The sequence below is a fragment of the Actinoplanes sp. NPDC051494 genome, assembly GCF_044454705.1.
Classification (GTDB): Bacteria; Actinomycetota; Actinomycetes; order Mycobacteriales; family Micromonosporaceae; genus Actinoplanes.
On record NZ_JBITDZ010000012.1, the window covers coordinates 22,667 to 45,885 of the forward strand.

The 23,219-nt window shown below is 71.0% G+C and carries 23 protein-coding genes; 8 read left to right on the forward strand and 15 right to left on the reverse strand.

All coding sequences use genetic code 11. The features are described 5' to 3' along the window. Positions 1-12: 12 nt before the first annotated feature. The 3 genes from ACIA6A_RS33005 to ACIA6A_RS33015 are packed head-to-tail and all read left to right on the forward strand — an operon-like array spanning position 13 to position 3,269. Entirely contained in the window at positions 13-951 is a 939-nt protein-coding gene (locus ACIA6A_RS33005; protein ID WP_396101889.1) for a carbohydrate ABC transporter permease, read from the forward strand. A gap of 3 nt (positions 952-954) precedes the next feature. After that, complete coding sequence (locus tag ACIA6A_RS33010; RefSeq protein WP_396101890.1) at positions 955-1,782, forward strand: carbohydrate ABC transporter permease; 828 nt, start codon at positions 955-957, stop codon at positions 1,780-1,782. A 2-nt stretch (positions 1,783-1,784) separates the two neighbouring features. Next, positions 1,785-3,269 carry an alpha-N-arabinofuranosidase gene (locus ACIA6A_RS33015; RefSeq protein ID WP_396101891.1) on the forward strand — a complete coding sequence of 495 codons (1,485 nt, stop codon included), beginning with the start codon at positions 1,785-1,787 and terminating at the stop codon, positions 3,267-3,269. Between the two features lies 1 nt (position 3,270). Here ACIA6A_RS33015 and ACIA6A_RS33020 read toward each other — a convergent pair whose 3' ends face one another. Beyond that, positions 3,271-4,224: a LysR substrate-binding domain-containing protein gene (locus ACIA6A_RS33020; protein WP_396101892.1), complete on the reverse strand. Its 954-nt coding sequence runs from the start codon at positions 4,222-4,224 to the stop codon at positions 3,271-3,273. A 157-nt stretch (positions 4,225-4,381) separates the two neighbouring features. On the opposite strand from ACIA6A_RS33020, the gene ACIA6A_RS33025 reads away from it, so the two are divergent. Next, complete coding sequence (locus ACIA6A_RS33025; RefSeq protein ID WP_396102132.1) at positions 4,382-4,903, forward strand: hypothetical protein; 522 nt, start codon at positions 4,382-4,384, stop codon at positions 4,901-4,903. A 516-nt stretch (positions 4,904-5,419) separates the two neighbouring features. Here the strand turns inward: ACIA6A_RS33025 and ACIA6A_RS33030 are convergent. From ACIA6A_RS33030 to ACIA6A_RS33040, 3 genes are all read right to left on the reverse strand, one after another. After that, complete coding sequence (locus tag ACIA6A_RS33030) at positions 5,420-5,836, reverse strand: hypothetical protein (protein ID WP_396101893.1); 417 nt, start codon at positions 5,834-5,836, stop codon at positions 5,420-5,422. Further along, positions 5,833-6,762, reverse strand: a complete 930-nt coding sequence (locus ACIA6A_RS33035; RefSeq protein ID WP_396101894.1) for a ParA family protein — start codon at positions 6,760-6,762, stop codon at positions 5,833-5,835. Before ACIA6A_RS33035 ends, ACIA6A_RS33030 begins: the two co-directional genes overlap by 4 nt. 61 nt (positions 6,763-6,823) lie before the next feature. Further along, positions 6,824-7,708, reverse strand: a complete 885-nt coding sequence (locus ACIA6A_RS33040) for an NAD(P)H-binding protein (RefSeq protein ID WP_396101895.1) — start codon at positions 7,706-7,708, stop codon at positions 6,824-6,826. Positions 7,709-7,777: 69 nt separating this feature from the next. On the opposite strand from ACIA6A_RS33040, the gene ACIA6A_RS33045 reads away from it, so the two are divergent. Further along, a complete protein-coding gene (locus ACIA6A_RS33045; RefSeq protein ID WP_396101896.1) occupies positions 7,778-8,665 on the forward strand; it encodes a LysR family transcriptional regulator in 888 nt (295 codons plus the stop codon). 3 nt (positions 8,666-8,668) lie between these two features. Here the strand turns inward: ACIA6A_RS33045 and argH are convergent, their stop codons facing one another. Continuing rightward, positions 8,669-10,099 (reverse strand): argininosuccinate lyase, encoded by a 1,431-nt coding sequence (gene argH / locus ACIA6A_RS33050; protein WP_396101897.1) that lies wholly within the window; start codon positions 10,097-10,099, stop codon positions 8,669-8,671. A gap of 49 nt (positions 10,100-10,148) precedes the next feature. Between argH and dapE the strand changes: the two genes are divergently transcribed. Continuing rightward, positions 10,149-11,216 (forward strand): succinyl-diaminopimelate desuccinylase, encoded by a 1,068-nt coding sequence (dapE, locus tag ACIA6A_RS33055; protein ID WP_396101898.1) that lies wholly within the window; start codon positions 10,149-10,151, stop codon positions 11,214-11,216. Between the two features lie 2 nt (positions 11,217-11,218). Here the strand turns inward: dapE and ACIA6A_RS33060 are convergent, their stop codons facing one another. From ACIA6A_RS33060 to ACIA6A_RS33105, 10 genes are all read right to left on the reverse strand, one after another. Further along, on the reverse strand, positions 11,219-12,457 hold the full coding sequence (locus ACIA6A_RS33060) for an argininosuccinate synthase (RefSeq protein WP_396101899.1): 1,239 nt from the start codon (positions 12,455-12,457) through the stop codon (positions 11,219-11,221). Further along, positions 12,457-13,359: a hypothetical protein gene (locus ACIA6A_RS33065; RefSeq protein ID WP_396101900.1), complete on the reverse strand. Its 903-nt coding sequence runs from the start codon at positions 13,357-13,359 to the stop codon at positions 12,457-12,459. Before ACIA6A_RS33065 ends, ACIA6A_RS33060 begins: the two co-directional genes overlap by 1 nt. Continuing rightward, positions 13,356-13,859 carry an arginine repressor gene (locus tag ACIA6A_RS33070; RefSeq protein ID WP_396101901.1) on the reverse strand — a complete coding sequence of 168 codons (504 nt, stop codon included), beginning with the start codon at positions 13,857-13,859 and terminating at the stop codon, positions 13,356-13,358. The genes ACIA6A_RS33065 and ACIA6A_RS33070 overlap by 4 nt, the downstream gene beginning before the upstream one ends. Continuing rightward, complete coding sequence (gene argF / locus ACIA6A_RS33075) at positions 13,856-14,800, reverse strand: ornithine carbamoyltransferase (protein ID WP_396101902.1); 945 nt, start codon at positions 14,798-14,800, stop codon at positions 13,856-13,858. The genes ACIA6A_RS33070 and argF overlap by 4 nt, the downstream gene beginning before the upstream one ends. Next, positions 14,797-15,948, reverse strand: a complete 1,152-nt coding sequence (locus ACIA6A_RS33080; RefSeq protein ID WP_396101903.1) for an acetylornithine transaminase — start codon at positions 15,946-15,948, stop codon at positions 14,797-14,799. Before ACIA6A_RS33080 ends, argF begins: the two co-directional genes overlap by 4 nt. A gap of 85 nt (positions 15,949-16,033) precedes the next feature. After that, complete coding sequence (argB, locus tag ACIA6A_RS33085) at positions 16,034-16,900, reverse strand: acetylglutamate kinase (RefSeq protein WP_396101904.1); 867 nt, start codon at positions 16,898-16,900, stop codon at positions 16,034-16,036. Further along, entirely contained in the window at positions 16,897-18,069 is a 1,173-nt protein-coding gene (gene argJ, locus ACIA6A_RS33090) for a bifunctional glutamate N-acetyltransferase/amino-acid acetyltransferase ArgJ (RefSeq protein ID WP_396101905.1), read from the reverse strand. The genes argB and argJ overlap by 4 nt, the downstream gene beginning before the upstream one ends. Beyond that, positions 18,066-19,067, reverse strand: coding sequence for an N-acetyl-gamma-glutamyl-phosphate reductase (gene argC / locus ACIA6A_RS33095; RefSeq protein WP_396101906.1), 1,002 nt, complete (start codon positions 19,065-19,067; stop codon positions 18,066-18,068). Before argC ends, argJ begins: the two co-directional genes overlap by 4 nt. Before the next feature lie 82 nt (positions 19,068-19,149). Then, a complete protein-coding gene (locus ACIA6A_RS33100) occupies positions 19,150-19,839 on the reverse strand; it encodes a GAP family protein (RefSeq protein WP_396101907.1) in 690 nt (229 codons plus the stop codon). Then, positions 19,836-21,077, reverse strand: a complete 1,242-nt coding sequence (locus ACIA6A_RS33105; protein WP_396101908.1) for an alpha/beta hydrolase family protein — start codon at positions 21,075-21,077, stop codon at positions 19,836-19,838. Before ACIA6A_RS33105 ends, ACIA6A_RS33100 begins: the two co-directional genes overlap by 4 nt. Positions 21,078-21,148: 71 nt before the next feature. Here ACIA6A_RS33105 and ACIA6A_RS33110 point away from each other — a divergent pair, with 71 nt between their 5' ends. Together ACIA6A_RS33110 and ACIA6A_RS33115 are read left to right on the forward strand one after the other, a co-directional pair. Then, on the forward strand, positions 21,149-22,858 hold the full coding sequence (locus ACIA6A_RS33110; protein ID WP_396101909.1) for a putative bifunctional diguanylate cyclase/phosphodiesterase: 1,710 nt from the start codon (positions 21,149-21,151) through the stop codon (positions 22,856-22,858). Between the two features lie 31 nt (positions 22,859-22,889). Continuing rightward, a complete protein-coding gene (locus ACIA6A_RS33115; RefSeq protein ID WP_396101910.1) occupies positions 22,890-23,120 on the forward strand; it encodes a hypothetical protein in 231 nt (76 codons plus the stop codon). The last annotated feature ends 99 nt before the right edge of the window (positions 23,121-23,219 follow it).

Sequence of the window (23,219 nt, forward strand, 5' to 3'; positions counted from 1 at the left end):
GGTGGTGCCCCGATGACCGTTTCACAGACCGCCCCGCCGGCCCGGCTGGCCGGCGAGGACGACGCACCACCACCGCGTACCCGGGGCCAGGGCTGGCCCGCCGCCGGCTTCCTCGCCCCGTTCCTGCTGCTCTATCTGCTCTTCATCGCCGGGCCCGCGTTGTACGGGCTGATCATGAGCTTCTTCGACACCAGCATGGTCAAGCCCGGCCTGTCGGGCTTCGCCGGGTTCGGCAACTACACCGAGGCGCTGCAGAGCCCCGACTTCTGGTCGTCGCTGTGGCACACCATCTGGTTCACCGTCCTCACCACACCCCCGCTCATCGTGCTGGCGCTGGTCTTCGCGCTGCTCGCCGACCGGGTCAAGCACGGCCGCTGGTTCTTCCGGCTGGCGTTCTTCGTGCCGTACATCCTGCCCTCGGCGGTCGTCGCCCTGATCTGGATGTGGCTGTACACCCCCGGGCTCGGGCTCATCGAGACCGGCCTGACGAAGATCGGCCTGACGTCGCCGAACTGGCTCGGCGATCCCGGCTGGGCGATGCCGTCGCTGGCGCTCACCACGCTGTGGTGGACGCTCGGCTTCAACTTCGTGCTCTTCCTCGCCGGCCTGCAGGAGGTGCCCAAGGAGTTGTACGAGGCGTCCTCGATGGACGGTGCCGGCCCGTGGCAGCAGATCCGCTCGATCACCCTGCCGATGCTCGGCCGGACCATGACCCTCGTCGCGGTCCTGCAGGTCATCGCGTCGCTGAAGGTCTTCGACCAGATGTACATCATGACCTCCGGCGGGCCGAACTTCGCCACCCGCTCGGTGCTGCAGTACGTGTACGACAGCGGCTTCACCAACTTCCGCATCGGTTACGCCTCCGCGGTGTCGATGCTGTTCTTCCTGGTCGTCCTCGCGGTCTCGGCCGTCTGGTTCGCCCTGGTCCGCCGCGGGGAAAAGGGGGTCTGAGCGATGACGATCGAAACCCGGATGAAGCTGTTCAACCGCATCTGCGCGGGGGTCCTCATCGCGTTCGCGCTGCTGTGGCTGACCCCGCTGCTGTGGGCGTTCGACACCGCGATCAAACCCAACGCGGAGACCACCAGGACGACGTGGCTGACCAGCAACCCGACGTTCGACGCGTTCGGCCGCATCATCAACGAGACCGACATCGTCCGCTGGTTCGGCTCGAGCCTGTTCATCGCGACGCTGACCGCGTGCGGGGCGGTGCTCACCGGCAGCCTCGCCGCGTTCGCGCTGTCGCGGATGCGCTTCAAATACCGCAACGTGGTCTTCTGGGTCGTGCTGGCCGGCATCATGATCCCCAGCCAGGTCCTGATCGTGCCGCAGTTCCGCGAGATGGACTCGTTCGGCCTGCTCAACACGTTCTGGGCGGTCAGCCTCCCGCAGATCCCGACCGCCATCGCGGTGTTCATCTTCAAGCAGTTCTTCGACGGCCTGCCCCGCGAGCTCGAGGAGGTCGCCCGCCTCGACGGCGCGAGCTTCCTGCGCATCTACGGGCGGATCATCATGCCGCTCGCCCGCCCCGCGGTCGCCGCGGTCGCCATCTTCACGTTCGTCTCCTCGTGGAACGACCTGCTGTGGCCGCTGCTGGTGCTGAGCAACCCCGACATCATGACGATGCCGGTCGGCCTCGCCACGGTGCAGGGTTCGTTCGGCATCCGGTACGCGGACACGATGGCCTCGGCCCTGCTCGGCGCCGTCCCCCTCGTGGCCGTGTTCCTGCTGTTCCAGCGCAACATCGTCGAAGGCATCGCCGGCTCCGGCCTGAAAGGGTAAAAATGCACCAGGCTTCCCTCACCGTCGACCCCGCGTTCCGTGCCGGGGAGGTGGACCCGCGCCTCTACGGCTCGTTCGTCGAGCACATGGGACGCTGCGTCTACACCGGCATCTACGAACCCGGGCACCCGACGGCCGACGAGAACGGGTTCCGGCGCGATGTCGCCGGGCTCGTCCGCGAGCTGGGCGTGCCGCTGGTGCGCTATCCCGGCGGGAACTTCGTCTCCGGCTACCGCTGGGAGGACGGCATCGGCCCGGTCGCGGACCGGCCCACCCGCCTCGACCTGGCCTGGCGGTCGCTGGAGACCAACCACGTCGGCGTCAACGAGTTCATGACCTGGGCGAAATCGGCCGGCGTCGACCCGATGATGGCCGTCAACCTCGGCACCCGCGGCATCGACGCGGCCCGCTCGCTCGTCGAGTACTGCAACATCCCCGGCGGCACCTACTGGTCGGATCTGCGCGGCGGGGACCCGTACAAGATCAAGACCTGGTGTCTGGGCAACGAGATGGACGGACCCTGGCAGACCGGGCACAAGACCGCCCAGGAGTACGCCCGCCTGGCGCTGGAGACGGCCAAGGCCATGCGGCAGGTCGACCCGTCGATCGAACTGGTGGCGTGCGGCAGCTCCAACCGCCAGATGCCCACGTTCGGCTCGTGGGAGGCCACGGTGCTGGGCGAGGCCTATGACGCGGTCGACTACATCTCCATGCACGCGTATTACCAGCAGCACGGCGACGACCGAGCCAGCTTCCTCGCGGTCGCCACCGACATGGACGGCTTCATCGACGACGTGATCGCCACCGCCGACCACGTCCGCGCGGTCGGCCGGCACCAGAAGCGGATCAACATCTCGTTCGACGAGTGGAACGTCTGGTATCAGAGCCGGTTCGTCGGCGAGACCAACCTGGAGATCGAGCAGACGCCCCGGCTCATCGAGGACGTCTACTCGGTGACCGACGCGGTCGTGGTCGGCAACCTGCTGATCAGCCTGCTGCGCCATGCCGACCGGGTCAAGATCGGCTGCCTGGCCCAGCTCGTCAACGTGATCGCCCCGATCATGACCGAACCCGACGGTACGGTCTGGCGGCAGGCGTCGTTCCATCCGTTCGCGCTCACCGCCCGGTACGGTCAGGGCACGGTGCTGCAGCTCGCCCCGTCGTCGCCGCTGCTCGACACCGCGCTGTACGGCGAGGTCCCGGCGCTCGACGCGGTCGCGGTGCAGCAACCGGACGGCGGGATCGTGCTCTTCGCGGTCAACCGGTCGCAGGACACCCCGCTGAGCCTCGACATCGACCTGCGGGCCCTGCCGGCGCTGTCCACGGCCTCGCACACCGCGGTGTTCGACCCGGACCCGGACGCGGTCAACACCGCGGCCGACCCGGAGCGCGTGGTGCCGACATCCCTGGACGACCCGAAGCTCGACGGCGGCCGCCTGCAGGCCGTACTCCCGCCGCTGTCCTGGAACATGCTCCGTCTGAGCTGAGCTAGCTGGCGATCTCCGTCTCGCCGCCGCGCCACCCGTGCTCGGCGGCGAGCCGGCGGGCCGTCGCCACCAGGTCCAGCGCCTGCGGGGACGGGTCCGCGGTGCGCCACATGATCGACCACGGGTACCGCGGAGCGGCCGGGCCGAGCGGGCGCCACGTCACGTCGGACGGCCAGCCGGCGGTCGAGGCCGGGGTGCACAGCACGCACCGGCCCTGCGAGACCAGGTCCACGGCGGCGCGCAGGGTCTGCACACTGCCCGGGAACAGCGCCGGGAAGAACCCGGCCGAGCGGCACACCTCGGCCACGAACGCGTTCAGCTCGGGCGCCTGCTCCTCGTCGGCCAGCAGCAACGTCTCGCCCCGCAGGGCGGTCACCGGGATGTGCGGCAGGTCCGCGTACGGATGGTCGGAGGGCACCAGCACGCCCAGCGGGTCCATCCGGAAGACCTCGGCGGCGATCCCGGCCACCCCGCCCGGCAGCCGCCCCACCCCGACGTCGAGCCGGCCGTCGGCCAGCAACCGGCACTGCTCGGGGACCCCCGCCTGGACCTGGTGGATCTCCACCTCGGGATGCACCGCCTGCACGGCCCGCAGCACCGGCCGGATCGCGTCGTACCCCTCGTCGAGCACGCCGAGCCGCAGCGTGGGCGCGGCGACCGCCATGCCCTGCGCGAGGACCGCGGCTCGTTCGACGTGCTCCAGGATCTGCCGGGCCTCGATCAGGAACCGGGCGCCGGCCACGGTGAGCGCGACGTGCCGCGACGTGCGGTCGACGAGCTGCACCCCGACGGCCCGTTCGAGGCGCTGGACCTGCGCGGTGAGCGCCGACGGCACGATGTGCTCCCGCGCGGCGGCCCGCCCGAAATGAAGCTCCTCGGCGAGCGTCACGAAGTAGCGCAACTGCCGCAGCTCGATCCGGCCACGATGGGAGACCTCCGCCAAGGACCGAACCACCACGACAGCCTCCCGATGATCTTCGTCGATCGGTACGTCTCCCGCAGTGTTATCGCTAACATTCCCGTAGTCAACCCGTAACTTGCTCGCAAACAGCTGAGGGTGCCCATTTCACCCATGCTCGGCGCCCCTGCCGAATAAGCTCAGCGACGTGCACATGATCGCCGAGGTGGGGGCCCGGCTCGATCCGGCCGCCTGCCCTCCGGAAGGCGCCCACCTGACCATGGTCGCCGGCTTGCCGGTCGAGCTGACGATCGTGCTCAGCCGCCCGCACGAGCTGGAGGTGCAGGCCGTCGCGGCCGAACCCACCCAGTTCGCCTGGGTCGACTGCGACCACGCCGGCGTGCTGGTCTACCGTTTCGGCCCGGTCATGCCCTGGTCCCAGGCGGCCTACAACCCGCACCTGACCCCCGTCGACGACGGTCAGCCCGGCGTCGACCGCGGCCAGAACGTCCAGATCACCCTGATCGACCACGAGACCAAGATCGTCCGGGCCCGGCACCGCGTCCACTGGCCGGACGCGTTCGCGGCCAAGGTCCGCGCCTCGGTGGCGAGAATGCGCACGCTGCCGTACGACAAGCTCATGTACGACCACGCGCTCGCCGCCCTGCACCGCCGTTACCCGACCCCCGAGGACCTGGTCCTCGACCGCGCCGACGCCCAGTGCACGGCCAAGTAGGAGCCTCCCTGCGCTCGCCGACTTCATCGATGCCATCGCCAGGTCCACCCTGCCGGACCGTGCCGCGTTCGCGGACTCGGCGCCGGGCAACTGGAGCACAGCGTTACGCCTGCTCGCTGACGTGCTACCGGACGATCGACCGAGCATTGTCGTCATCAACGAGGTGCCGTATCTGACTGAACAGCTATGACCACCCCTTCCATCAACGTGGCACGGAGATGGTCCTAGGGCCGCTCAACCCCGCAGAAGTCGGCGAGATGCTTCACCTGGAGCCGGCGGAAGCCTTCGACGCCGCGGTCATCACCGGGGGCCTGCCCCGTTGTTCCTCGGGTCGATCAAGTGGCTGGAGCGGGCTCCGTTCGACGGCCATGATCTGCTCGCGCTGCAGCGGCACCGGGGATGCTGACCGATGTGCCGGTGCCGCTGATCGCGATCAGCCGCAGCGGCGTCGATGTCGCCGGTCTCGACGCCGTTTACGGGCCGGACGAGTTGATCGGGGCCTGGCGGGTCTGAGGGTCACCAGGAGCCGAGGCCGGCGTATTTGCGGCGGGCTCCGACGGCGTGATCGGTCAGTTTGCGGATCATGTCCGGGTTGCGGGTGGCCGGGGCGAGGGTGAGGCCCATCTCGGCGGCGATCGCGATGAGGTCCTGCTTGGTGGGTTTCTTGCCGCGGACGCGGAGCGATTCCAGGTACGCGACGCCGTCGTTCACGGACTCCTGATCGCGCAGGGCGGCCGCGATACCGGCGTAATCGGTGGTCGCGGGCGGACGGGCCTGCGCCGGGACCACGGTGGGCCGCTCGGGAGCGGCCGGGGCGGCTGTCAGCGTGGCGCGGCCGGCGGCCAGGTCGGCGAGCTGGTCGTCGGACTGCTCCGCCAGGAAGGCGAAGACGCGGTGCAGGAGGCGCACCGTGCCGATCAGGTCGACGGTCACGATGCGCTTCCCTCTCCGACGATCGCCTCGACAAATTCACCGGTCAATGCCCGTAACTCGATGCTGACCGGATCGTTGACATTGCCCAGCAGGATCGCCGGGATGCCCTCCGGGCCGGCATCGGCGAAATAGCGGGGGCTGTTGCGGACCGTCGCGTCGAAGATGGGCATGATGCCGACCTCGCGCAGGTTCTCCATCGGGGTCCGCTGGGCCAGGATCGGCTGACCCGACTGGACCTGGGTCATGGTGAAGACGACGCCGGCGAAGCGGGGGCGGATACGGGGGCCGGTGGGTTCGCCGCGCGGGTTGTGGTCGATGTAGTCGTTGTACTCGCCGACCAGTTTGTCCACGCTGCCCTTGAGATAGCCGATGCCGAGCGTGGACAGGTAATCCGGCTTGGCCGGCACGAGCACGAAGTCGCTGGCGACGATCGCGGTCTTGGTGACCAGACCGAAATTGGGGGCGCAGTCGATCAGGACCACGTCGTAGTCGCGGAACGCCGGCGCCTGCAGGGCCTCGGCGAGACAGCCGTGCAGCTGCAGGAAACGACGTTTCGACTCGGCCAGCGTGGTGCCACCCAGACCGGCCGCGAGTTCCAGGTCGATGTCGATGAGACCCAGGTGCGAGCTGATCAGGTCGAGCTGCCCGGCGTTGGTCTTGACCACCTCATTGACCCGGGGCGGGGTCAGGACCAGCTCGCCGAGGCTGCCCACCTCGCCGTCGAACCAGCGTTTGATGGTCCGGGTCTCGCGGATGTCGGTGGTCCACTCGTCGACCGTGTAGAAGGAGAACGTGAGGTTCGCCTGCGGGTCGAGGTCGATCATGAGGACCCGGTAACCGCCGTTGGCGATCTCCGCGGCCAGGTTGGCGGCCAGGGTCGTCTTACCGACGCCGCCCTTGTAGTTCATCACGGACACGATGCGCACGCCGGGACAACGGCGCGCCGGGTGATTCAGTGATGGCGGCGACGGCTTGACGACAGGTCAGTCAGGCATCGACGGCCGGCTTGAGGACCTCGACGCACCAGTCGCGGAAGGTGGTGGGGGTGCTCGCTGCGGCCGTACGGATGATGCCGTGGTCCAGGCCGTTGTTCTTGGCCGTCGCCATGTCGACGCGGGCGTGCGCCATCGCCTCGGAGGCGCCCTGGTCGAGAGCCATCTTCAGGTTCGCCTCGGGGGTGGTCTGCTGGTAGCGGACCGGCTTGCCGAGCACGTCGGCGATGATCGCGGCCATCTCGTCGTGGGTGAGGTCCCCGGGGCCGAGCAGCGGCACCTCCTCGAAGCCGGTCCAGGTGCCGTCGAGCAGCAGCCGGGCCGCGGCGGCGGCGATGTCGCGGGTGGCGACCAGCGGCACGGGCAGGTCGGGACGGGTCGGGCCGTACAGCACGCCCTGGTTCCTGATCGCGCCCACCTGCCGCAGCGTGTTGTCCATGAAGGACGGGTTGGCCAGGGCCCGATACGGTACGCCGGTGGCCGCGATCAGGGCGTCCATGGCCAGCGTGGCGGTGACGTAGCCGGCCTGCCCGGCCACCGGGGTGCCGCGGCCCAGCGCCGAGACGCCGACCACCCGGCCGACGCCCTGCGCCGTGAACGCCTCGATGCCCGCCTTCGCGAAGCCGGAGTAGGCCGTGTCCACGCTGGGCGCGTGCGGATCGGCGGGCACGAGCCAGAAGACCGCGCCGGCGCCGGCGAACGCCTCGGCCACCACGGCCGGGTCGGCGTGCGAGCCCTGGACGACCTCGACACGCTCGGCGACGGCCGGTGCGAGTGTGGCCGGGTCCCGGACCACGACGCGCACCGGGGCGTCCGCGGCGAGGAGGTTCTGGACGACCTGACGGCCGATGTTGCTGGTCGGAGCGGTGATTACCATCATGCGTCCAGTCAACGCCGGTCCGGCTCGGGACGGAAAGACCGATCAGAGCCGGATTGATACTCTCGGAGTATGAGTGACCTGGAGACACGGCAGCTGCGCTACTTCGTGGCCGTCGCCGAGGAGCTGCACTTCGGGCGCGCCGCCGAGCAGCTGGCCATGGCGCAGCCACCGCTGTCCCGGGCGATCCGCGACCTGGAACGGCAGCTCGGCGTGGCCCTGTTCGCCCGGACCACCCGCCAGGTCGCGCTCACCCCGGCCGGCGAGACACTGCTGACCGACGCCCGGATCGCCCTGGACGCCGTGGCCGCCGCGAGCCGGCGGGCCCGGCACGCGGGGCAACCGGAGCCGGCCCTGCGGCTCACCCTCAAGGCCGACTTCGACGGCGGGCTGCTGCCGCTGATGCTCGGCGCCTACGACCTGACCCCGGTCGAGCTGGTGCTGGGCGGCCCGTGGGACCTGGTCCCGGCCCTGCACGACGGGCGGGCCGACGTGGCGCTGGTGGCCATGGCGTTCGACGACCGCGGCCTGGACAGCGAAGACCTGATCACCGAGCCGCGGATGGTCGCGCTGCCGGCCGCGGACCCGCTGGCCGCCCGCACCACGATCGCCCTGGCCGACCTGACCGGGCGGCGACTGCCGAACGGCTCCGGGGCCGAGACCGGCAACCTGGCACCGCCGCCGCCCGGCAGCCCGGCCCTGCGGGACCTGTCCCAGCTGTTCAACCTGGTCGAGGTCGGCAGCCTCGTCTGGTTCCTGCCGGCCTGGGTGGCCCGGCAGCACCCGCGGCCCAACATCGCGTACCGCCCGGTGCCGGACCTGCCGCCGGCCACCCTGTCGGTGGTGTGGCCGGCCGCGTCCCGCTCCCCGGCGGTGGCCGCGTTCGTCCGCGTCGCCAAGGCCGTGGCCGGCCCGGCCGCCGAGGACGCCACGCTGCTCAGCCGCCTCGCCGAGCGATGACGGTCAGCGGGGGACGACGTGTTCGATGGCCCAGTCGCGCCAGCCGTCGAGCTTGTCGGAGGCGATCCGGAGCTGGTCGGCGACCGGGCCCGGGCCGGTGGAGCCCGGGGTGGTGCGCGCGGCCAGCGCGCTGCGGACCGAGAGGACCTCGCGGACCGACGGGTCGAGGTGGTCGCTGACCGTCTTCAGGTCGTCGTCCGTGACGTCCTCGAGCTCGCACTCGCGGGCCGCGCACAACGCCACCAGGCTGCCGGTGATCTCGTGGGCGTCGCGGAACGGGATGCCCTTGCGGACCAGCCAGTCGGCGACCTCGGTGGCCAGCGAGAAACCGACCGGGGCCGCGGCGGCGAGGCGGTCCACGCGTACCGTCATGGTGGAGATCATCCCGGCCAGCGCCGGCAGCAGGAGTTGCAGCGTGTCCACCGCGTCGAAGACCGGCTCCTTGTCCTCCTGCATGTCGCGGTCGTAGGTCAGCGGCAGGCCCTTGAGCATGGTGAGCACCGCGACCAGGCCGCCGATCAGGCGCCCGGACTTGCCCCGGGCGAGTTCGGCGATGTCCGCGTTCTTCTTCTGCGGCATGATCGACGAGCCGGTGGCGAACGCGTCGTCGAGGATGACCCAGCCGAACTCGGTCGAGGTCCAGAGCACGACCTCCTCGCCGAGGCGGGACAGGTGCACGCCGAGCAGGCTCGTGATGAACAGGAACTCGGCGACGAAGTCACGGTCGGCGACGCCGTCCATGGAATTCTGCACCGGGGCCTTGAAACCGAGCTCCTTGGCCACCGCGGCCGGGTCCAGCGGCAGCGACGAGCCGGCCAGCGCACCCGAACCGAGCGGGGAGATCGCGGCCCGCTCGTCCCAGTCGCGCAGGCGTTCCAGGTCGCGCAGCAGCGGCTGGACGTGGGCGAGCAGCCAGTGCCCGAAGCTGACCGGCTGGGCGTGCTGGACGTGGGTCATGCCCGGGGCCGGGGTGTCGATGTGCCGGCCGGCCTGTTCCATCAGGGCGTCGGCCAGCTCGACCACCGCGGACGCCACGAACCGGGCGTGCTCACGCATGTACAGGCGCAGGTCGGTGGCGACCTGGTCGTTGCGGGAACGGCCCGCGCGCAGCTTGCCGCCGAGCCCGCCGAGACGCTCCAGCAGACCGCGTTCGAGCGCGGTGTGCACGTCCTCGTCCTCGATCGTCGGGCGGAACTCGCCCGCCGCGCACGCCGACTCGAGATCGTCGAGCGCGGCCAGCATCTTGCCCAGCTCGTCGGCGTCCAGCAGCCCGGCACCGGCGAGGACCCGGGCGTGGGCCCGGGACGCCGCGATGTCGTAGGGCGCCAGCCGCCAGTCGAAGTGCACGCTGACGCTCAGTTTCGCGAGCGCGTCGGCGGGTCCGCCGGCGAACCTACCGCCCCACAGCCTGGTCGGACCTTCGGTCTCCGGCACTGCTCACTCCTTAGTTCGTTTCGATTTCGGCAAGGATAGGGTCACCCCTATGACGCTCGACCTGCATGATGATGTTGTCTCATTGACCCGCGCGCTCTGCGACATCCCCTCGGTCTCCGGTGCCGAGGCCGCTCTCGCGGACGCCGTCGAGGCCTCGCTGCGCAAGCTGGGCCACCTCGAGGTGCTGCGCGACGGCGACGCCGTGGTGGCCCGCACCAGCCTCGGCCGGGACAAGCGGATCGTGCTCGCCGGGCACCTCGACACGGTGCCGATCAAGGACAACCTGCCCACCTGGTTCAGCGGGGAGGGCGACGCCCAGCTGCTGCACGGCCGGGGCACCTGCGACATGAAGGCCGGTCTGGCCACCCAGCTGCGGATCGCCGCGACCGTCCCCGAGCCCCGGCACGATCTCACGTTCGTCTTCTACGACAACGAGGAGGTCGCATCGGTCAGGAACGGTCTCGGCCGGCTCGTGCGCAACCACCCCGACTGGCTGGCCGGCGACTTCGCCATCCTCGGCGAGCCGTCGAACTCCGGCATCGAGGGCGGCTGCCAGGGCACCATGCGGGTGCGGATCACCCTCGCCGGCAAGGCCGCGCACACCGCCCGGTCGTGGCGCGGGGTCAACGCGATCCACGCCGCCGCCGAGATCCTCGCGATCCTCAACGCGTACGAGCCCCGCAAGCCGATCGTCGACGGGCTGCAGTATCACGAGGGTCTCAACGCCGTGAACATCCAGGGCGGGATCGCCGGCAACGTGGTGCCGGACGAGTGCGTGATCGACATCAACCACCGCTTCGCGCCGGACCGCAGCATCGACGAGGCGTACGCGTACCTGCAGAGCTTGTTCCCGGGTCACGACCTGGAGATCCGGGACAAGGCGTCCGGTGCGCGCCCCGGCCTGGACCAGCCCGCCGCGGCGGAGTTCCTGGCCGTGGTCGGCAAGGAGCCGGGGCCGAAGTTCGGCTGGACCGACGTGGCCCGCTTCGCCGAACTCGGCATCCCGGCCGTCAACTACGCCCCGGGCGACCCGCTGCTGGCCCACACCGACGAGGAGTACGTCCCCGTCGCCGAGATCCGCGAATGCGAGCGGGTGCTGGCCGCCTGGCTGAGCTGAGGTCACTGCACTCCGGCGTCCTTGGCGATGGCGCCGGGGATGGCGTACATGTGGGCGAAGGCTCGGGCCTGCTCGCCGGACCACAGGGACGAGCCGTAGCCGTAGACGACGCCCTGACGGGTGGCCGCGTCCAGCAGGCTGTACGGGCTGCGGCTGCCCAGCGGGATCACGTTGCCCTTGACGAGTTTGACCCGGACGTGGCCGGTGACCCGGGACTGGCTGCTGTCCAGGAACGCCCGGAAGTCGTCGAGGATCGGGTCGTAGTAGACGGCCTCGTGCAGCAGGTCGCCGTACGTGGTGCCGAGGGTGGCCTTGGTGGCCTGCTGCCGGTTGCTGAGCGTGAGGCGCTCCAGCTCGCGGTGCGCGGCGATCAGGGTGAGCATGCCGGGCGCCTCGAAGCCGACCCGGGCGAGGTTGCCGACCATGGTCGAGCCCATGTGGATGCCCCGGCCGACACCGTGCGCGGCGGCCAGGGTGTTGAGCGAGCGCAGGATCGCGTAGTTGGGCGCGTCGCCGCCGGTGCCCTCGATCGGCGTGCCGTCCGGGGTGGTCGCGGAGACGACCTCGCCCTTGACGAACTCCAGGATCAGTTCGATCCCGTCAGCGGGGGCGTCGTCGATCGACTTCGTGTACGTCCACGCGTCCTCGGGCAGGTAGTCCCAGGACCCGTACGTCTCCTTGCCACCGATCGACGTGCCGATCAGGCCCTCGTTGATCGAGTACGTGGTGACCTTGTCCGGCGTGTGGAAGCCGTGCTGCAGCAGGAAGTCACGCTCGAACTCGCGGGTCAGCCGCTCGTCGCGGATCGGCGTGACGATCTCCATCTGCGGGGCGAGCGCGCGGATCACCGAGTCGTAGCGCACGTGGTCGGCGCCGGCCCCGGTCGAGCCGTGCGCCACCGCGTCGGCGTCGTGGTCGAGGGCGGCCTGCACGACCTTCTCGGCCTGCACGAGCCGTTCCGCGCCGACACACGACGGGTAGCCACCGTTGCGCAGGTAGTTGGCCTTGACCGCGTACGTGATGACGCGGGAGTAGAGCTCCTCGCGGGCGTCGATGACGAAGTGTCCCGCCGAGCCGAGCTCCTCCGCGCGCTTGCGGACCACGTCGGCCTCACCGCTGTGCAGGCCACCGGTGTCGATGTTGGCGGTCAGCACCTCCCAGCCCTGCTCCTTGAGCGAGACCAGGGCGTAGGACGTGTCGAGCCCACCGGAGAACGCGAGGACGATCTTGCGCTTGGACATCAGTTTCCTTCTGCGGAGTACGGGACTTCAAGGATCGGCACGTACGACGATCCGTCCTGGACAAGGTGGCCGGGCGCGAGCACGAAGAAGCGGCTCTCGCGGGCCTCGATGGACTTCTGCATGGCCCGCTGACGTTCGTAGTCGAACGGGTCCAGCAGGAACGTCGGCTCCGGCTCGCCGGTGGAGACCGGCAGCGTGAAGTCGTTCTCGTAGACGAACGAGCCCGGCGACGTGTGGAACGGCACGGTGGCGACCATGATCTGCAGCCGGCCGAAACGGGTGTGCACCCGCAGCGCGGTGTTGTCGTACTGGGTGACGCCGTCGAGCTTCCTGGCCTGGTACACGCTCAGCGCCAGGGCCTTGAGCGCGCGGCCGAGCCCGACGTTGGTCATGACCGACCACAGCGACCAGCCGACCCACGTCCCGGGGGCCGCGCTGGGGGCCGCGCAGTAGCCACCGATCGGGATGGGGCCGTTGTAGCCGCTGGCTTGGGCCTTCTCGAACACGGCACGCAGGTGCTTCTTCATCTCGTCGTCGAACGCGCTGGTCTCCAGCGTCTGGGTGAACAACGACTGGGGCAGCGCGGCGATGACGGCCGCCGACGGCATGAGGATCAGGTCGATCATCACCCACTGCGGCATCGGGATGCCGCGGTCACCGAACGCGATGCCGTTGATCACGTTGAACAGGTTGAGGAACTCGTTGGTGTCCCAGCCCTTGGTGCCGGTGGTCTCGGTGAAGTCGAGCCAGTTCAGCTTGTGACCGTACGGTGCCTCGTTCAGGTGCGGGCGCAGCGTGTCGTTCGACGCGAGGTAGAACTCCAGCCCGTGCGCCTGGAGCTTCTGCATGTTGTCCGTGAAGCCGGGGAAGAACGCTTCGACGGCGGGCTGCTGCGCGATCACGGCAGGCTCCCTTCATTGTCGGTACGGCTCCACGCCGTCAGTTTCTCGGCGAGGCGGGCGCCGGACCCGGTGTCGTCGGCGGGCTCGCGGGCCACCACCAGGATCGTGTCGTCGCCGGCGATGGTGCCGACCACGTCCGGCAGCCCGGAGCGGTCGAGCGCGCTGGCCAGGAACTGCGCGGCCCCCGGCGGCACCCGCAGCACCACCAGGTTGCCACTGACGTCGACGGAGTTGAGCAGTTCGCGCAGCAGCCGGATGAGCCGGGCGGGCGCCTGCTCGGCCGGGCGCAGCGGGGGCCGGCCGTCCTCGGGGATGACGTACACGCCGCCGGCCTTGACGGCCTTGAGCTCCTCGAGGTCGCGCGACAGCGTCGCCTGGGTGACCTGGACGCCGTCGAGTCCGAGCAGCTCGGCGAGCTCGGTCTGCGAACGGACGGCCTTGTCGCGTACCAGGTCGACGATGCGCGCGTGCCGTGCCGCCCGCGTACCCGGTCCGGTCACTTCTGGTCCGCGTCCGCGCTTGCCGCCAGCAGCCAGGTCAGCAGCGCCTTCTGGGCGTGCAGCCGGTTCTCGGCCTGGTCGAAGACCGCGCTCTGCGGGCCGTCGAGCACCTCGTCGGTGATCTCCTCGCCGCGGTGCGCGGGCAGGCAGTGCAGCACGATCGCACCGGGCGCGGCGGTGGCGAGCAGTTCCTGGTTGACCTGGTACGCCCAGAACGGGGTGCGCCGGTCGACGCCGTCGTCCTCGTGGCCCATGGAGGTCCACGCGTCGGTGGCGAGCACGTCCGCGCCCTTCGCCGCCTCGTGCGGGTCGCGCAGCACGGTCACCGATCCGCCGGTGGTCGCGGCGATCTCGGTGGCCCGCGCGACGACGGCGGGGTCGGGGTCGAAGCCCTCGGGGCCGGCGACGCGTACGTGCATGCCCGCGGTCGCCCCGGCCAGCAGGTAGGAGTGCGACATGTTGTTGGCCGCGTCCCCGACGTAGGCCAGGACCCGCCCGGCGGTGCCGCCGAGCCGCTCGCGGACGGTCTGCAGGTCGGCGAGCAGCTGGCAGGGGTGGAAGCCGTCGGTGAGCGCGTTGACCACCGGCACGTGCACGTCGGAGGCGAGCTCGGCCAGCCGCTCGTCGCCGGAGGTGCGGAACACGATCGCGGTGACGTAGCGCCCGACGACCCGGCCGGCGTCGATCAGCGACTCGCCGCGACCGAAGTGGGTGGCCTGGGTGTCCACGATGATCGCGTTGCCGCCCAGCTCGGGGATGCCGGTCTCGAACGACAGCCGGGTGCGCAGGCTGACCTTGTCGAAGAACACCGCCACCGACCTCGGGCCCTCCAGCGGGCGGTACCTGAACCGGTCGGCCTTCATCTCGGCGGCGAGCTCCAGGACCGCGGCCTGCTCGGCCGGGCTCAGGTCGTCATCGCGAAGGAAGTGACGCGTCGTCACGGTAGTGCCTCCCGGAAAGCAGCGACGAACGACTCGGCCTGCTCGGTGCTGAGGATGAGGGGCGGGGCCAGCCGGATCACATCGGGCTGGACCGGGTTGACGAGGAAACCGGCGGCCTTGAGTCTCGCGGCCAGCTCCTTGGAGATCTCCTGGTCCAGCTGGATCCCGAGCAGCAGGCCCGCGCCGCGCACCCCGGTGACCCCGGGGAGACCTTCGAGGCCGCGCCGGATCAGCTCGCCGATCCGCTTCACGTGGTCGAGCAGGCCCTCCCCCGCGATGGTACGGATAACCGCGAGGCCGGCCGCGCAGCTGATCGGGTTGCCGGCGAACGTGCTGCCGTGCGAGCCCGGGGTGAACAGGTCGGCCGCCGCGCCGAACGCCAGGGTGGCACCGAGCGGCAGGCCACCGCCGAGGCCCTTGGCGAGGGTGACCACATCCGGTTCGACGCCTTCGCTCTGGTGGTGGAACCAGTGCCCGGTGCGCCCGATGCCGGTCTGGATCTCGTCGAGGACCAGCAGCGCCCCGGTGGCGGTGCAGATCTCCCGGGCCGCGGCCAGGTAACCGGGCGGGGGCACCACGACGCCCATCTCGCCCTGGATCGGTTCGAGGATCACCATCGCGGTCTGCGGGGTCACCGCGGCACGCAGCGCCTCGCTGTCGCCGTACGGGACATGGGTGACGTCTCCCGGCAGCGGCAGGAACGGATCGCGCTTGCCCGCCTGCCCGGTCAGGGCCAGCGCGCCCATGGTCCGGCCGTGGAAACCACCCACGGTCGACACCACCTGGGTACGGCCGGTGAGGCGCGACAACTTGAACGCGGCCTCGTTCGCCTCGGCGCCGGAGTTGCTGAAGATGACCTTGCCGGGTCGCCCCGCGAGGGCCAGCAGCAGCTCGGCCAGGGCCACGGTGGGCTCGGCGACGTAGAAGTTGGAGATGTGGCCCAGCGTCGCGACCTGCTGGGACACGGCCTGCACCACGGCGGGGTGGGCGTGGCCGAGCGCGTTGACGGCGATGCCACCGAGCATGTCGACGTACGTCTTGCCGTCCTCGTCGGTCAGCACCGCGCCGGAGCCGGACACCAGACCGATCGACGGGCCGCCGTAGTTGTTCATCATGCTCTGCGACCAGCGCTCGGTGAGCGAGCTCATGCTGTGCCTTCCTTTCGCATGCCCTCCCGGCCCTCACCGGCAAGGCCGTTGTTCATGTGCGCTGAGCGAGGTTCGGTGCAGTCGGTCATGCCGCGACCACCATCGTTCCGATTCCTTCCGAGGTGAAAACTTCGAGCAACGTCGAGTGGGGGACGCGGCCGTCGACGACATGGGCGGCGGGGACGCCGCCCTGCACCGCGCGCAGGCAGGCCTCCATCTTGGGCACCATGCCGGCCTCGAGGCTGGGCAGCAGTTTCTCCAGGGCGTCCGCGTCGATCCGCGAGGTCAGCGACGACGTGTCCGGCCAGTTGGTGTACAACCCGGGCACGTCGGTGAGCACGACCAGTTTGCGGGCACCGAGGGCGGCGGCGAGCGCACCGGCGGCGGTGTCCGCGTTGACGTTGTGCACCACGCCGTTCGCGTCGGGGGCCACCGACGCGATCACCGGGATCCGGCCGGCCGCGATGAGGTCGTCGACCGCGGAGGTGTCCACCGCTGCGACGTCGCCGACCTGGCCGATGTCGACCGGTTCCCCGTCGACGACCGCGGGCCGGCGAACGGCGGTGAACAGCCGGGCGTCCTCACCGGACAGACCGACGGCGAACGGGCCGTGCTGGTTGATCAGGCCGACCAGTTCCCGGCCGACCTGCCCGACCAGCACCATCCGGACCACGTCCATGGCCTCGGGGGTGGTGACCCGCAGGCCGCCGCGGAATTCGCTCTCGATGCCCATCGTCGTGAGCATCCGGGAGATCTGCGGGCCGCCGCCGTGCACGACCACGGGACGCAGGCCCGCGTACCGCAGGAAGACCATGTCGGCGGCGAACGCGGCCTGCAGCTCCGGGTTGACCATGGCGTTGCCGCCGTACTTGATCACCACGGTCGCGCCGTGGAAACGCTCCAGCCAGGGCAGCGTCTCGATCAGGACGGCCGCTTTCTCATGCGGGGTCACGTGGAGTACGCCGAGTTCTCGTGGACGTAGGCGTGGCTCAGGTCGGTGGTCCAGATGGTCGCGTCCATCTCACCCTCGTGCAGGTGCACCTGGATGGTGACGTCGCGGCCCTTGAGGTCCACCTTGGAGCGGTCCTCGGCCGCCGCGCCGCCCCGGCACACCCACACGCCGTTGACGCCGACGTCGATACGGTCGGGTGCGAACGCCGCCCTGGTGGTGCCGACCGCGGCGAGGATGCGGCCCCAGTTGGGGTCGTTGCCGAACAGCGCGGTCTTGACCAGGTTGTTGCCGGCCACGGCCCGCCCGACCTCGACCGCGTCGGCTTCGCTCGCGGCGCCCTGCACGGTGATGGCGACGTGCTTGGTGGCGCCCTCGGCGTCACCGATGAGCTGCTGGGCCAGGTCGTGGCAGGCGGCGGTGACCGCGGCGGTCAGCTCCTCCTGGCTGGGCTGCACGTCGGAGGCGCCGCTGGCGAGCAGCAGCACGGTGTCGTTGGTGGACATGCACCCGTCGGCGTCGATGCGGTCGAACGTCAGCCGGGTCGCCTCGCGCAGCGCGGTGTCCAGCGCCTCGGAGCCGGCGACCGCATCGGTGGTGAGCACGACCAGCATCGTCGCGAGGGCCGGCGCGAGCATGCCGGCGCCCTTGGCGATGCCGCCGACCGACCAGCCGTCGCCCTCGATGTGCACGTTCTTGGCGACCGTGTCGGTCGTCATGATCGCCTCGGCGGCCCGAGCGCCGCCGTCGGTCTTCAGCTCCTTGACCGCGGCGGTGACGCCGGGCAGCAGCTTCTTCATCGGCAGCAGCTCGCCGATCAGCCCGGTCGAGCAGACCGCGACGTCACCGGCACCGATCAGGATCGGTTTCGCCGCACCCCGCAGCGCGGCGGCGACGTGCTCGGCGGTGGCGTGGGTGTCGCGGAACCCCTGGGTGCCGGTGCAGGCGTTCGCCCCGCCGGAGTTGAGCACGACCGCGCGCACGACGCCGCCCTTGAGCACCTGCTGGCTCCAGAGCACCGGCGCGGCCTTGACCCGGTTGCCGGTGAAGACCCCGGCGACGGTGGCGTCCGGGCCGTCGTTGACGACCAGCGCCACGTCGGCGGCGCCGCTGCTCTTGAGGCCGGCGGCGACGCCGGAGGCCCGGAAGCCCTTGGGTGAGGTGATGGTCACGGTGCCACTCCGAACGCCGACAGGCCGGTGGTCTCGGGGAGCCCGAGCATGAGATTGGCGCACTGCACGGCCTGGGCGGCGGCGCCCTTGCCGAGGTTGTCCAGGGCGCTGACCACGACGATGCGACCGGAGTCGACGTCGAGCGTGGCCTGCAGGTGGCAGGAGTTGGAGCCCAGCGTCGCCGCGGTGTGCGGCCAGCGGCCCTCGGGCAGGACATGCACAAAAGGCTCGTCCGCGTACGCGGCCTGGAGCACCTCGCGCGGGTGGGTGCGGCCGATCGGGCGGGCCGTGACGGTGGCGAGGATGCCGCGCGGCATCGGCGCGAGCACCGGCGTCATCGACAGCGAGTCGGCGCCGGTGGCCTGCTTGATCTCGGGCACGTGCTGGTGCGCGCCGACCTTGTACGGGCTGAGGTCGCCCATGACCTCGCTGCCGAGCAGGTTCACCGTGGCCGAGCGCCCGGCCCCCGACGTGCCGGAGGAGGCGACGACCACCACGTCGGCGGGGTCGGCGACCCCGGCGGCGATCAGCGGCGCGAGCGCGAGGGTGATGGTGGCCGCGTAGCAGCCGGTGTTGGCGACCCGGTCGCTCGCGGCGATCGCGGCGCGCTGGCCGGGCAGCTCGGGCAGGCCGTACGTCCAGGTCCCGGCGTGGGTGCCGCCGTAGTACCGCTCCCAGGACGCGGCGTCGCGCAGCCGGAAGTCGGCACCGAGGTCGACGATCTTGACGCTGCCGGGCAGCTGGGCGGCCAGCGCCGCCGACTGCCCGTGCGGCAGGGCGAGGAACACGAGGTCCGCGTCGCCGAGTGTGGCAGCATCGGTGGTGCCGAGCGTCAGATCGAGACCGGCGAGCTGAGGGTGTACGGCGGACACGGGTGTCCCCGCCTGGGTGTGCGCTGTGGCGGCCACGAGGTCGAGCTCGGGATGCCCGGCGAGGAGCCGCAAGAGCTCCCCACCCGCATACCCGCTCGCCCCGGCGACGCCGACCCGGATTCCCATACCTACCTCCGCATGACTATGCAGAGTACCGTATAACGTTGGATGGGTTCCGGGCAAGCACGTACCACCCGATGAGCTCAGGTCACCCGATGAGCTCGAGCTTCACCACCGCGTCGCGCACCAGCAGGAAGCCCGCGATGGCCAGCACCCAGCCGAGCACCCCCTCGGCGTGCCGGGACAGCCACGCGCTGAGCACCTGCAGCGGCTCCTCGACCCGGGTGCCCAGCGCGGTCCGGACGCCCAGCAGCACCAGCGCCGGCAGCACCATCACCAGGACATAACCGGCCAGCACCGGCAACCAGGACACCACGCTCAGGCCCGCCGCCGTGATCAGCCCGACGGCGGCCAGGTAGGGCAGCATCGACATCACCTCGATGCCCGCCGCGGTCAGCCCCAGCCCCACCATCGCCGAGCGCGACCCCTCGGCGGTCGACAGCCGGGCCTGCCAGCGCGACGCCAGGGTCACGTCACCGCGCCGGCGGCGCACCCGCTTCGGCTCGAACACGAAGCTCAAGGCGAACAGCACGCCACCGAGCACCAGCTCGGCCCAGCTGAGCGCGTCGAGGTCGCCGACCGCCTCGCGCAGCGTGCCCGCGAACAGCGTGAGGACCACACCGACCACGAAGTAGAACGCGGTCACCGTGCCCAGGTAGAGCAGGAAACGACCGACCCGCAACCGGGGCTCGATCAGCATCCACAGCGGGATCAGCAGCGTCCCCACGCTTGTGCTGTCGATCAGGGCCAGCACGACGAGACCGGCGAACAGGGTCATGGCGTCCCTTCGTGGACGGTCAGGTCCCCGTACCCGTCGAGAAGCGCGGGCAGGTCGACCGGCATCGACCGTAACGTGGTGTCCAGGAACGCGGCGGTCGCCGCGGCCGTCGTGCGGACCGGCGCGACCCGGCCCCAGGCACCGGTGAGCGGCTTCAACGGCGGCATGAACAGCGGCGCGTCGGTGAAACTCACGTGGTTATAACCGGGGATCGTCAGGCGGTACGTGGTCGCTTCGCTGAGTTCGAGCGTGCGGGTCAGGTCACGCAGGTAGGCATCGGCCGGGTGGTCCTGGGTCAGGGCCAGCACCGGCTGCGGGTACGGGCCCTGCTCCGGGTCGTGCGGGGCGCCGTCGAGGTCGACGACCGCGGTGATCCGGTGGTCCTGGCGGGCGGCGCGCAACGCGGAGGCACCGCCCATCGAATGCCCGGTCGCGGCGACCCGGGTCAGGTCCAGCGATCCGTTCAGCACCGCGCCCGCCGCCAGCTGGTCGAGGACGAAGCTCAGATCGGCCGCGCGCACGGCTGTCCACTGCGCCGCGCTCCCGGTGATGTCCGAGTACACGGTACGGCCGTCCGGGTACACGACCACCGCGGCGTCACCGGGGTGGTCGACGCTCGCCACCACGTAACCGCGGCCGGCCAGTTCCTCGGCGTAGGCGGTGTTCTGGGTGCGCACCCCGCCGAGGCCGTGCGAGAACAGCACGACCGGGAACCGGCCGGCGGCCACCGGGGCGTCCGGCACGGCATGGGTGCGGGCCCGGGTCATGCTGTCGAGGGCGAAACCGGGCACGCCGAAGTAGCCGGCCACCGCGTACGAGACGAGGTGTCGTTCCTCGCCGGTGCGCCCCAGGTACGGCGCACCCCTCCCCCCGCCGCGGGCGGGGAACCAGAGTTGCACCATGAGTGACCGTTCCCCGGTCCAGTGCACCGTGGTGGTGCCCACCGGATACGGCCCGGACGGCTGCGGGAACGTGGCCACCGGCGCCGCCCACGCCGCCCCGGCACCGGCCGCGACCAGTACCAGCGCGACGATCCCGGCGAGCCGGAACCGCAACGCCAGGCATCCGGCGACGACCGCGGCCACGATCGGGACCATCTGCCAGCGCAGATCGGTGAGCAGCACCACCGTCGCCCCGGCCAGCGCCACCGCGGCCGCCCACCGGGCCGGGGCCGGCCACCACCTCGTGGCGACCAGCAGCACGACGCCCAGCGCGACAAGCAGTTCCGGCGTCGTCATCACCGTTCGATATTGACCGGTGTCCGCCAGCCCTATATCGGTGCGCCACGGATTCTGGCAAGGTCAACACCGTGCGAGACACATCGGACACCGGCGTGCCCCGTCTCGGGGACCTGGCCGTCCGGATCGCGGTGACCGCCGCCGACGTCGGTCTCGTCGCGGTCGAGGCGGCGATCCGGGCCGATCCCGCCGCCCCGGGCGTGCTCACCGTCATCGACGAGCGGGTCTTCCTGGTCGACCGGGCCCATCTGGAATCGGTGCTGGCCGGGCCGCTCGGGTACGGCCGGGCGCTGCTGCACCGCCATCCGCTGCGCGACATCGTGCAGGAGCCGGCCCTGGTGCTGGCCGCGGGCACCACCTGGGACGACGCCGCCCGCGCGGCGCTGGGCCGCCCGGCCGGCGACAAGGCCGCGCCGGTGGTGGTGGCGTTCGACGACGGTGGCCTGGGTGTCGCCCCGATCGGGCCGCTCGTCGAATACCTCAGCAGCCGGTACGCGGCCCTGGCCCTGCGCGACGACCTGACCGGCCTGGGCAACCGCCGGATGCTCATCGAGCACCTGCGGGTCGCCGCCATCGGGCCGGCCACCGTGGTGGTCATCGACCTCGACCGGTTCAAGGAGATCAACGACACGCTCGGTCACGCCCGCGGCGACGAGCTGCTGCGGCACGTCGCCGGCGCGCTGACCGCGAACTGCGGCCCCGGCGAGGCGTTCCGGGTCGGCGGCGACGAGTTCGTGGTGTTCACCGCCGGTGACCAGGCCGTCCTGACGTCCACCGCGGAGCAGCTCGAACACGCGGCCCGGCACCTGCTGGCCGCGATCCAGGGCCCGTTCGTCGTCGCCGGGGTGCCGGTCACCGTGGAGGCCGCCGCCGGCATCGCGCACACCGGCAGCGGCGGGCTCGACGAACTGCTGGCCGCGGCGGACACCGCCATGTACCTCGCGAAACGGGACCGGACCCAGGTCGAGGTCTGGCACCCGGCACTGTCCTCCGTGCACGTCGCCGACCTCGGCATGCAGACCGAGCTGCGCACCGCGGTGGGGCAGGGCGAACTGGTCATGCACTACCAGCCGCTCATCTGCACCCGTACCCGCAAGGTCGCCGCTCTCGAGGCCCTGGTGCGATGGGCCCATCCGCGTCGCGGACTGCTGTCGCCCGCGGCCTTCCTGCACCAGGCCGAACGCTCCGACGTGATCCACGTGCTCACCGAGCGCACCCTCGCCGACACGGTCGACCAGGCCGCCCGGTGGTGCCGCAGCGGGCGGTCCGTGCCGGTCGCGGTGAACCTCGCGGCCCCGGTGCTGGCCTCCGACCGGATCGTCGACACGTTACGGCGGGTGCTCGGCGAGTCCGGCCTGCCACCGTCCGCACTGATCGTCGAGGTCACCGAGAGTGCCGTCATGACCCGGCCCGACGAGAGCGCCGACCGGCTGCGGGCCATGCGCGAGCTCGGCGTCCGGATCGCCATGGACGACTTCGGCGCCGGTTCCACCTCGCTGGCGCTGCTGAGCCGGCTCCCCCTCGACGAGCTCAAACTCGACCGGGCGTTCGTCATGCGCATCCACCACCGCCAGGAGCGGGTCATCGTGGAAGCGGTGGCCCGGATGGCCACCGGGCTCGGGCTCACGCTGGTCGCCGAGGGCATCGAGGACGAGCTCACCGCCGAGACCCTGACCGGCATGGGCGTCGACCTGCTGCAGGGATTCCACCTCGGACGGCCGGTCCCCGCGGCCGAGATCGAACCCCGGCTGGAGATCTTCACGACGCAGGGCGGATGGTAATCACGGGTCCCGCCGGGGTATGACTGCCGGTATGGCTGACAAGGACCTCATTGCGATCCGCGAGACCGCCCTGGCTTACGCCGAGGCCGTCCGCACCACCCAGCGCTTCTTCGACCACGTGTCGGACCTCGAGGACACCGCCGTGCTCACCGAGTACGCGAACCTCGTCGAGCGGGAGAAGGAGGCCCTGGAGGCCCGCCGCGACGCGATCGACGCCGGCGGCCTCGAGGTCCCGAGCATCGACGGTTCCGGTACCAATTGACCGAAAATCCGATCCCCGCGCCTCCCGGTACCGGTTCCGGGCTGTGCGACACTTCCGAACGTTTACCGATGTGTTGCCGTTCGGAGACCGTGTGTCGCG

Excerpts from the sequence above, each read along its gene's own strand:
- argC (WP_396101906.1), bottom strand. The coding sequence starts at position 19,067 with ATGGGAATCCGGGTCGGCGTCGCCGGGGCGAGCGGGTATGCGGGTGGG.
- ACIA6A_RS33010 (WP_396101890.1), top strand. The coding sequence starts at position 955 with ATGACGATCGAAACCCGGATGAAGCTGTTCAACCGCATCTGCGCGGGG.
- ACIA6A_RS33045 (WP_396101896.1), top strand. The coding sequence starts at position 7,778 with ATGAGTGACCTGGAGACACGGCAGCTGCGCTACTTCGTGGCCGTCGCC.
- ACIA6A_RS33015 (WP_396101891.1), top strand. The coding sequence starts at position 1,785 with ATGCACCAGGCTTCCCTCACCGTCGACCCCGCGTTCCGTGCCGGGGAG.
- ACIA6A_RS33080 (WP_396101903.1), bottom strand. The coding sequence starts at position 15,948 with ATGAGCTCGCTCACCGAGCGCTGGTCGCAGAGCATGATGAACAACTAC.
- ACIA6A_RS33100 (WP_396101907.1), bottom strand. The coding sequence starts at position 19,839 with ATGACCCTGTTCGCCGGTCTCGTCGTGCTGGCCCTGATCGACAGCACA.
- ACIA6A_RS33040 (WP_396101895.1), bottom strand. The coding sequence starts at position 7,708 with ATGATGGTAATCACCGCTCCGACCAGCAACATCGGCCGTCAGGTCGTC.
- ACIA6A_RS33105 (WP_396101908.1), bottom strand. The coding sequence starts at position 21,077 with ATGACGACGCCGGAACTGCTTGTCGCGCTGGGCGTCGTGCTGCTGGTC.
- dapE (WP_396101898.1), top strand. The coding sequence starts at position 10,149 with ATGACGCTCGACCTGCATGATGATGTTGTCTCATTGACCCGCGCGCTC.
- ACIA6A_RS33060 (WP_396101899.1), bottom strand. The coding sequence starts at position 12,457 with ATGTCCAAGCGCAAGATCGTCCTCGCGTTCTCCGGTGGGCTCGACACG.
- ACIA6A_RS33025 (WP_396102132.1), top strand. The coding sequence starts at position 4,382 with ATGATCGCCGAGGTGGGGGCCCGGCTCGATCCGGCCGCCTGCCCTCCG.
- ACIA6A_RS33005 (WP_396101889.1), top strand. The coding sequence starts at position 13 with ATGACCGTTTCACAGACCGCCCCGCCGGCCCGGCTGGCCGGCGAGGAC.
- ACIA6A_RS33115 (WP_396101910.1), top strand. The coding sequence starts at position 22,890 with ATGGCTGACAAGGACCTCATTGCGATCCGCGAGACCGCCCTGGCTTAC.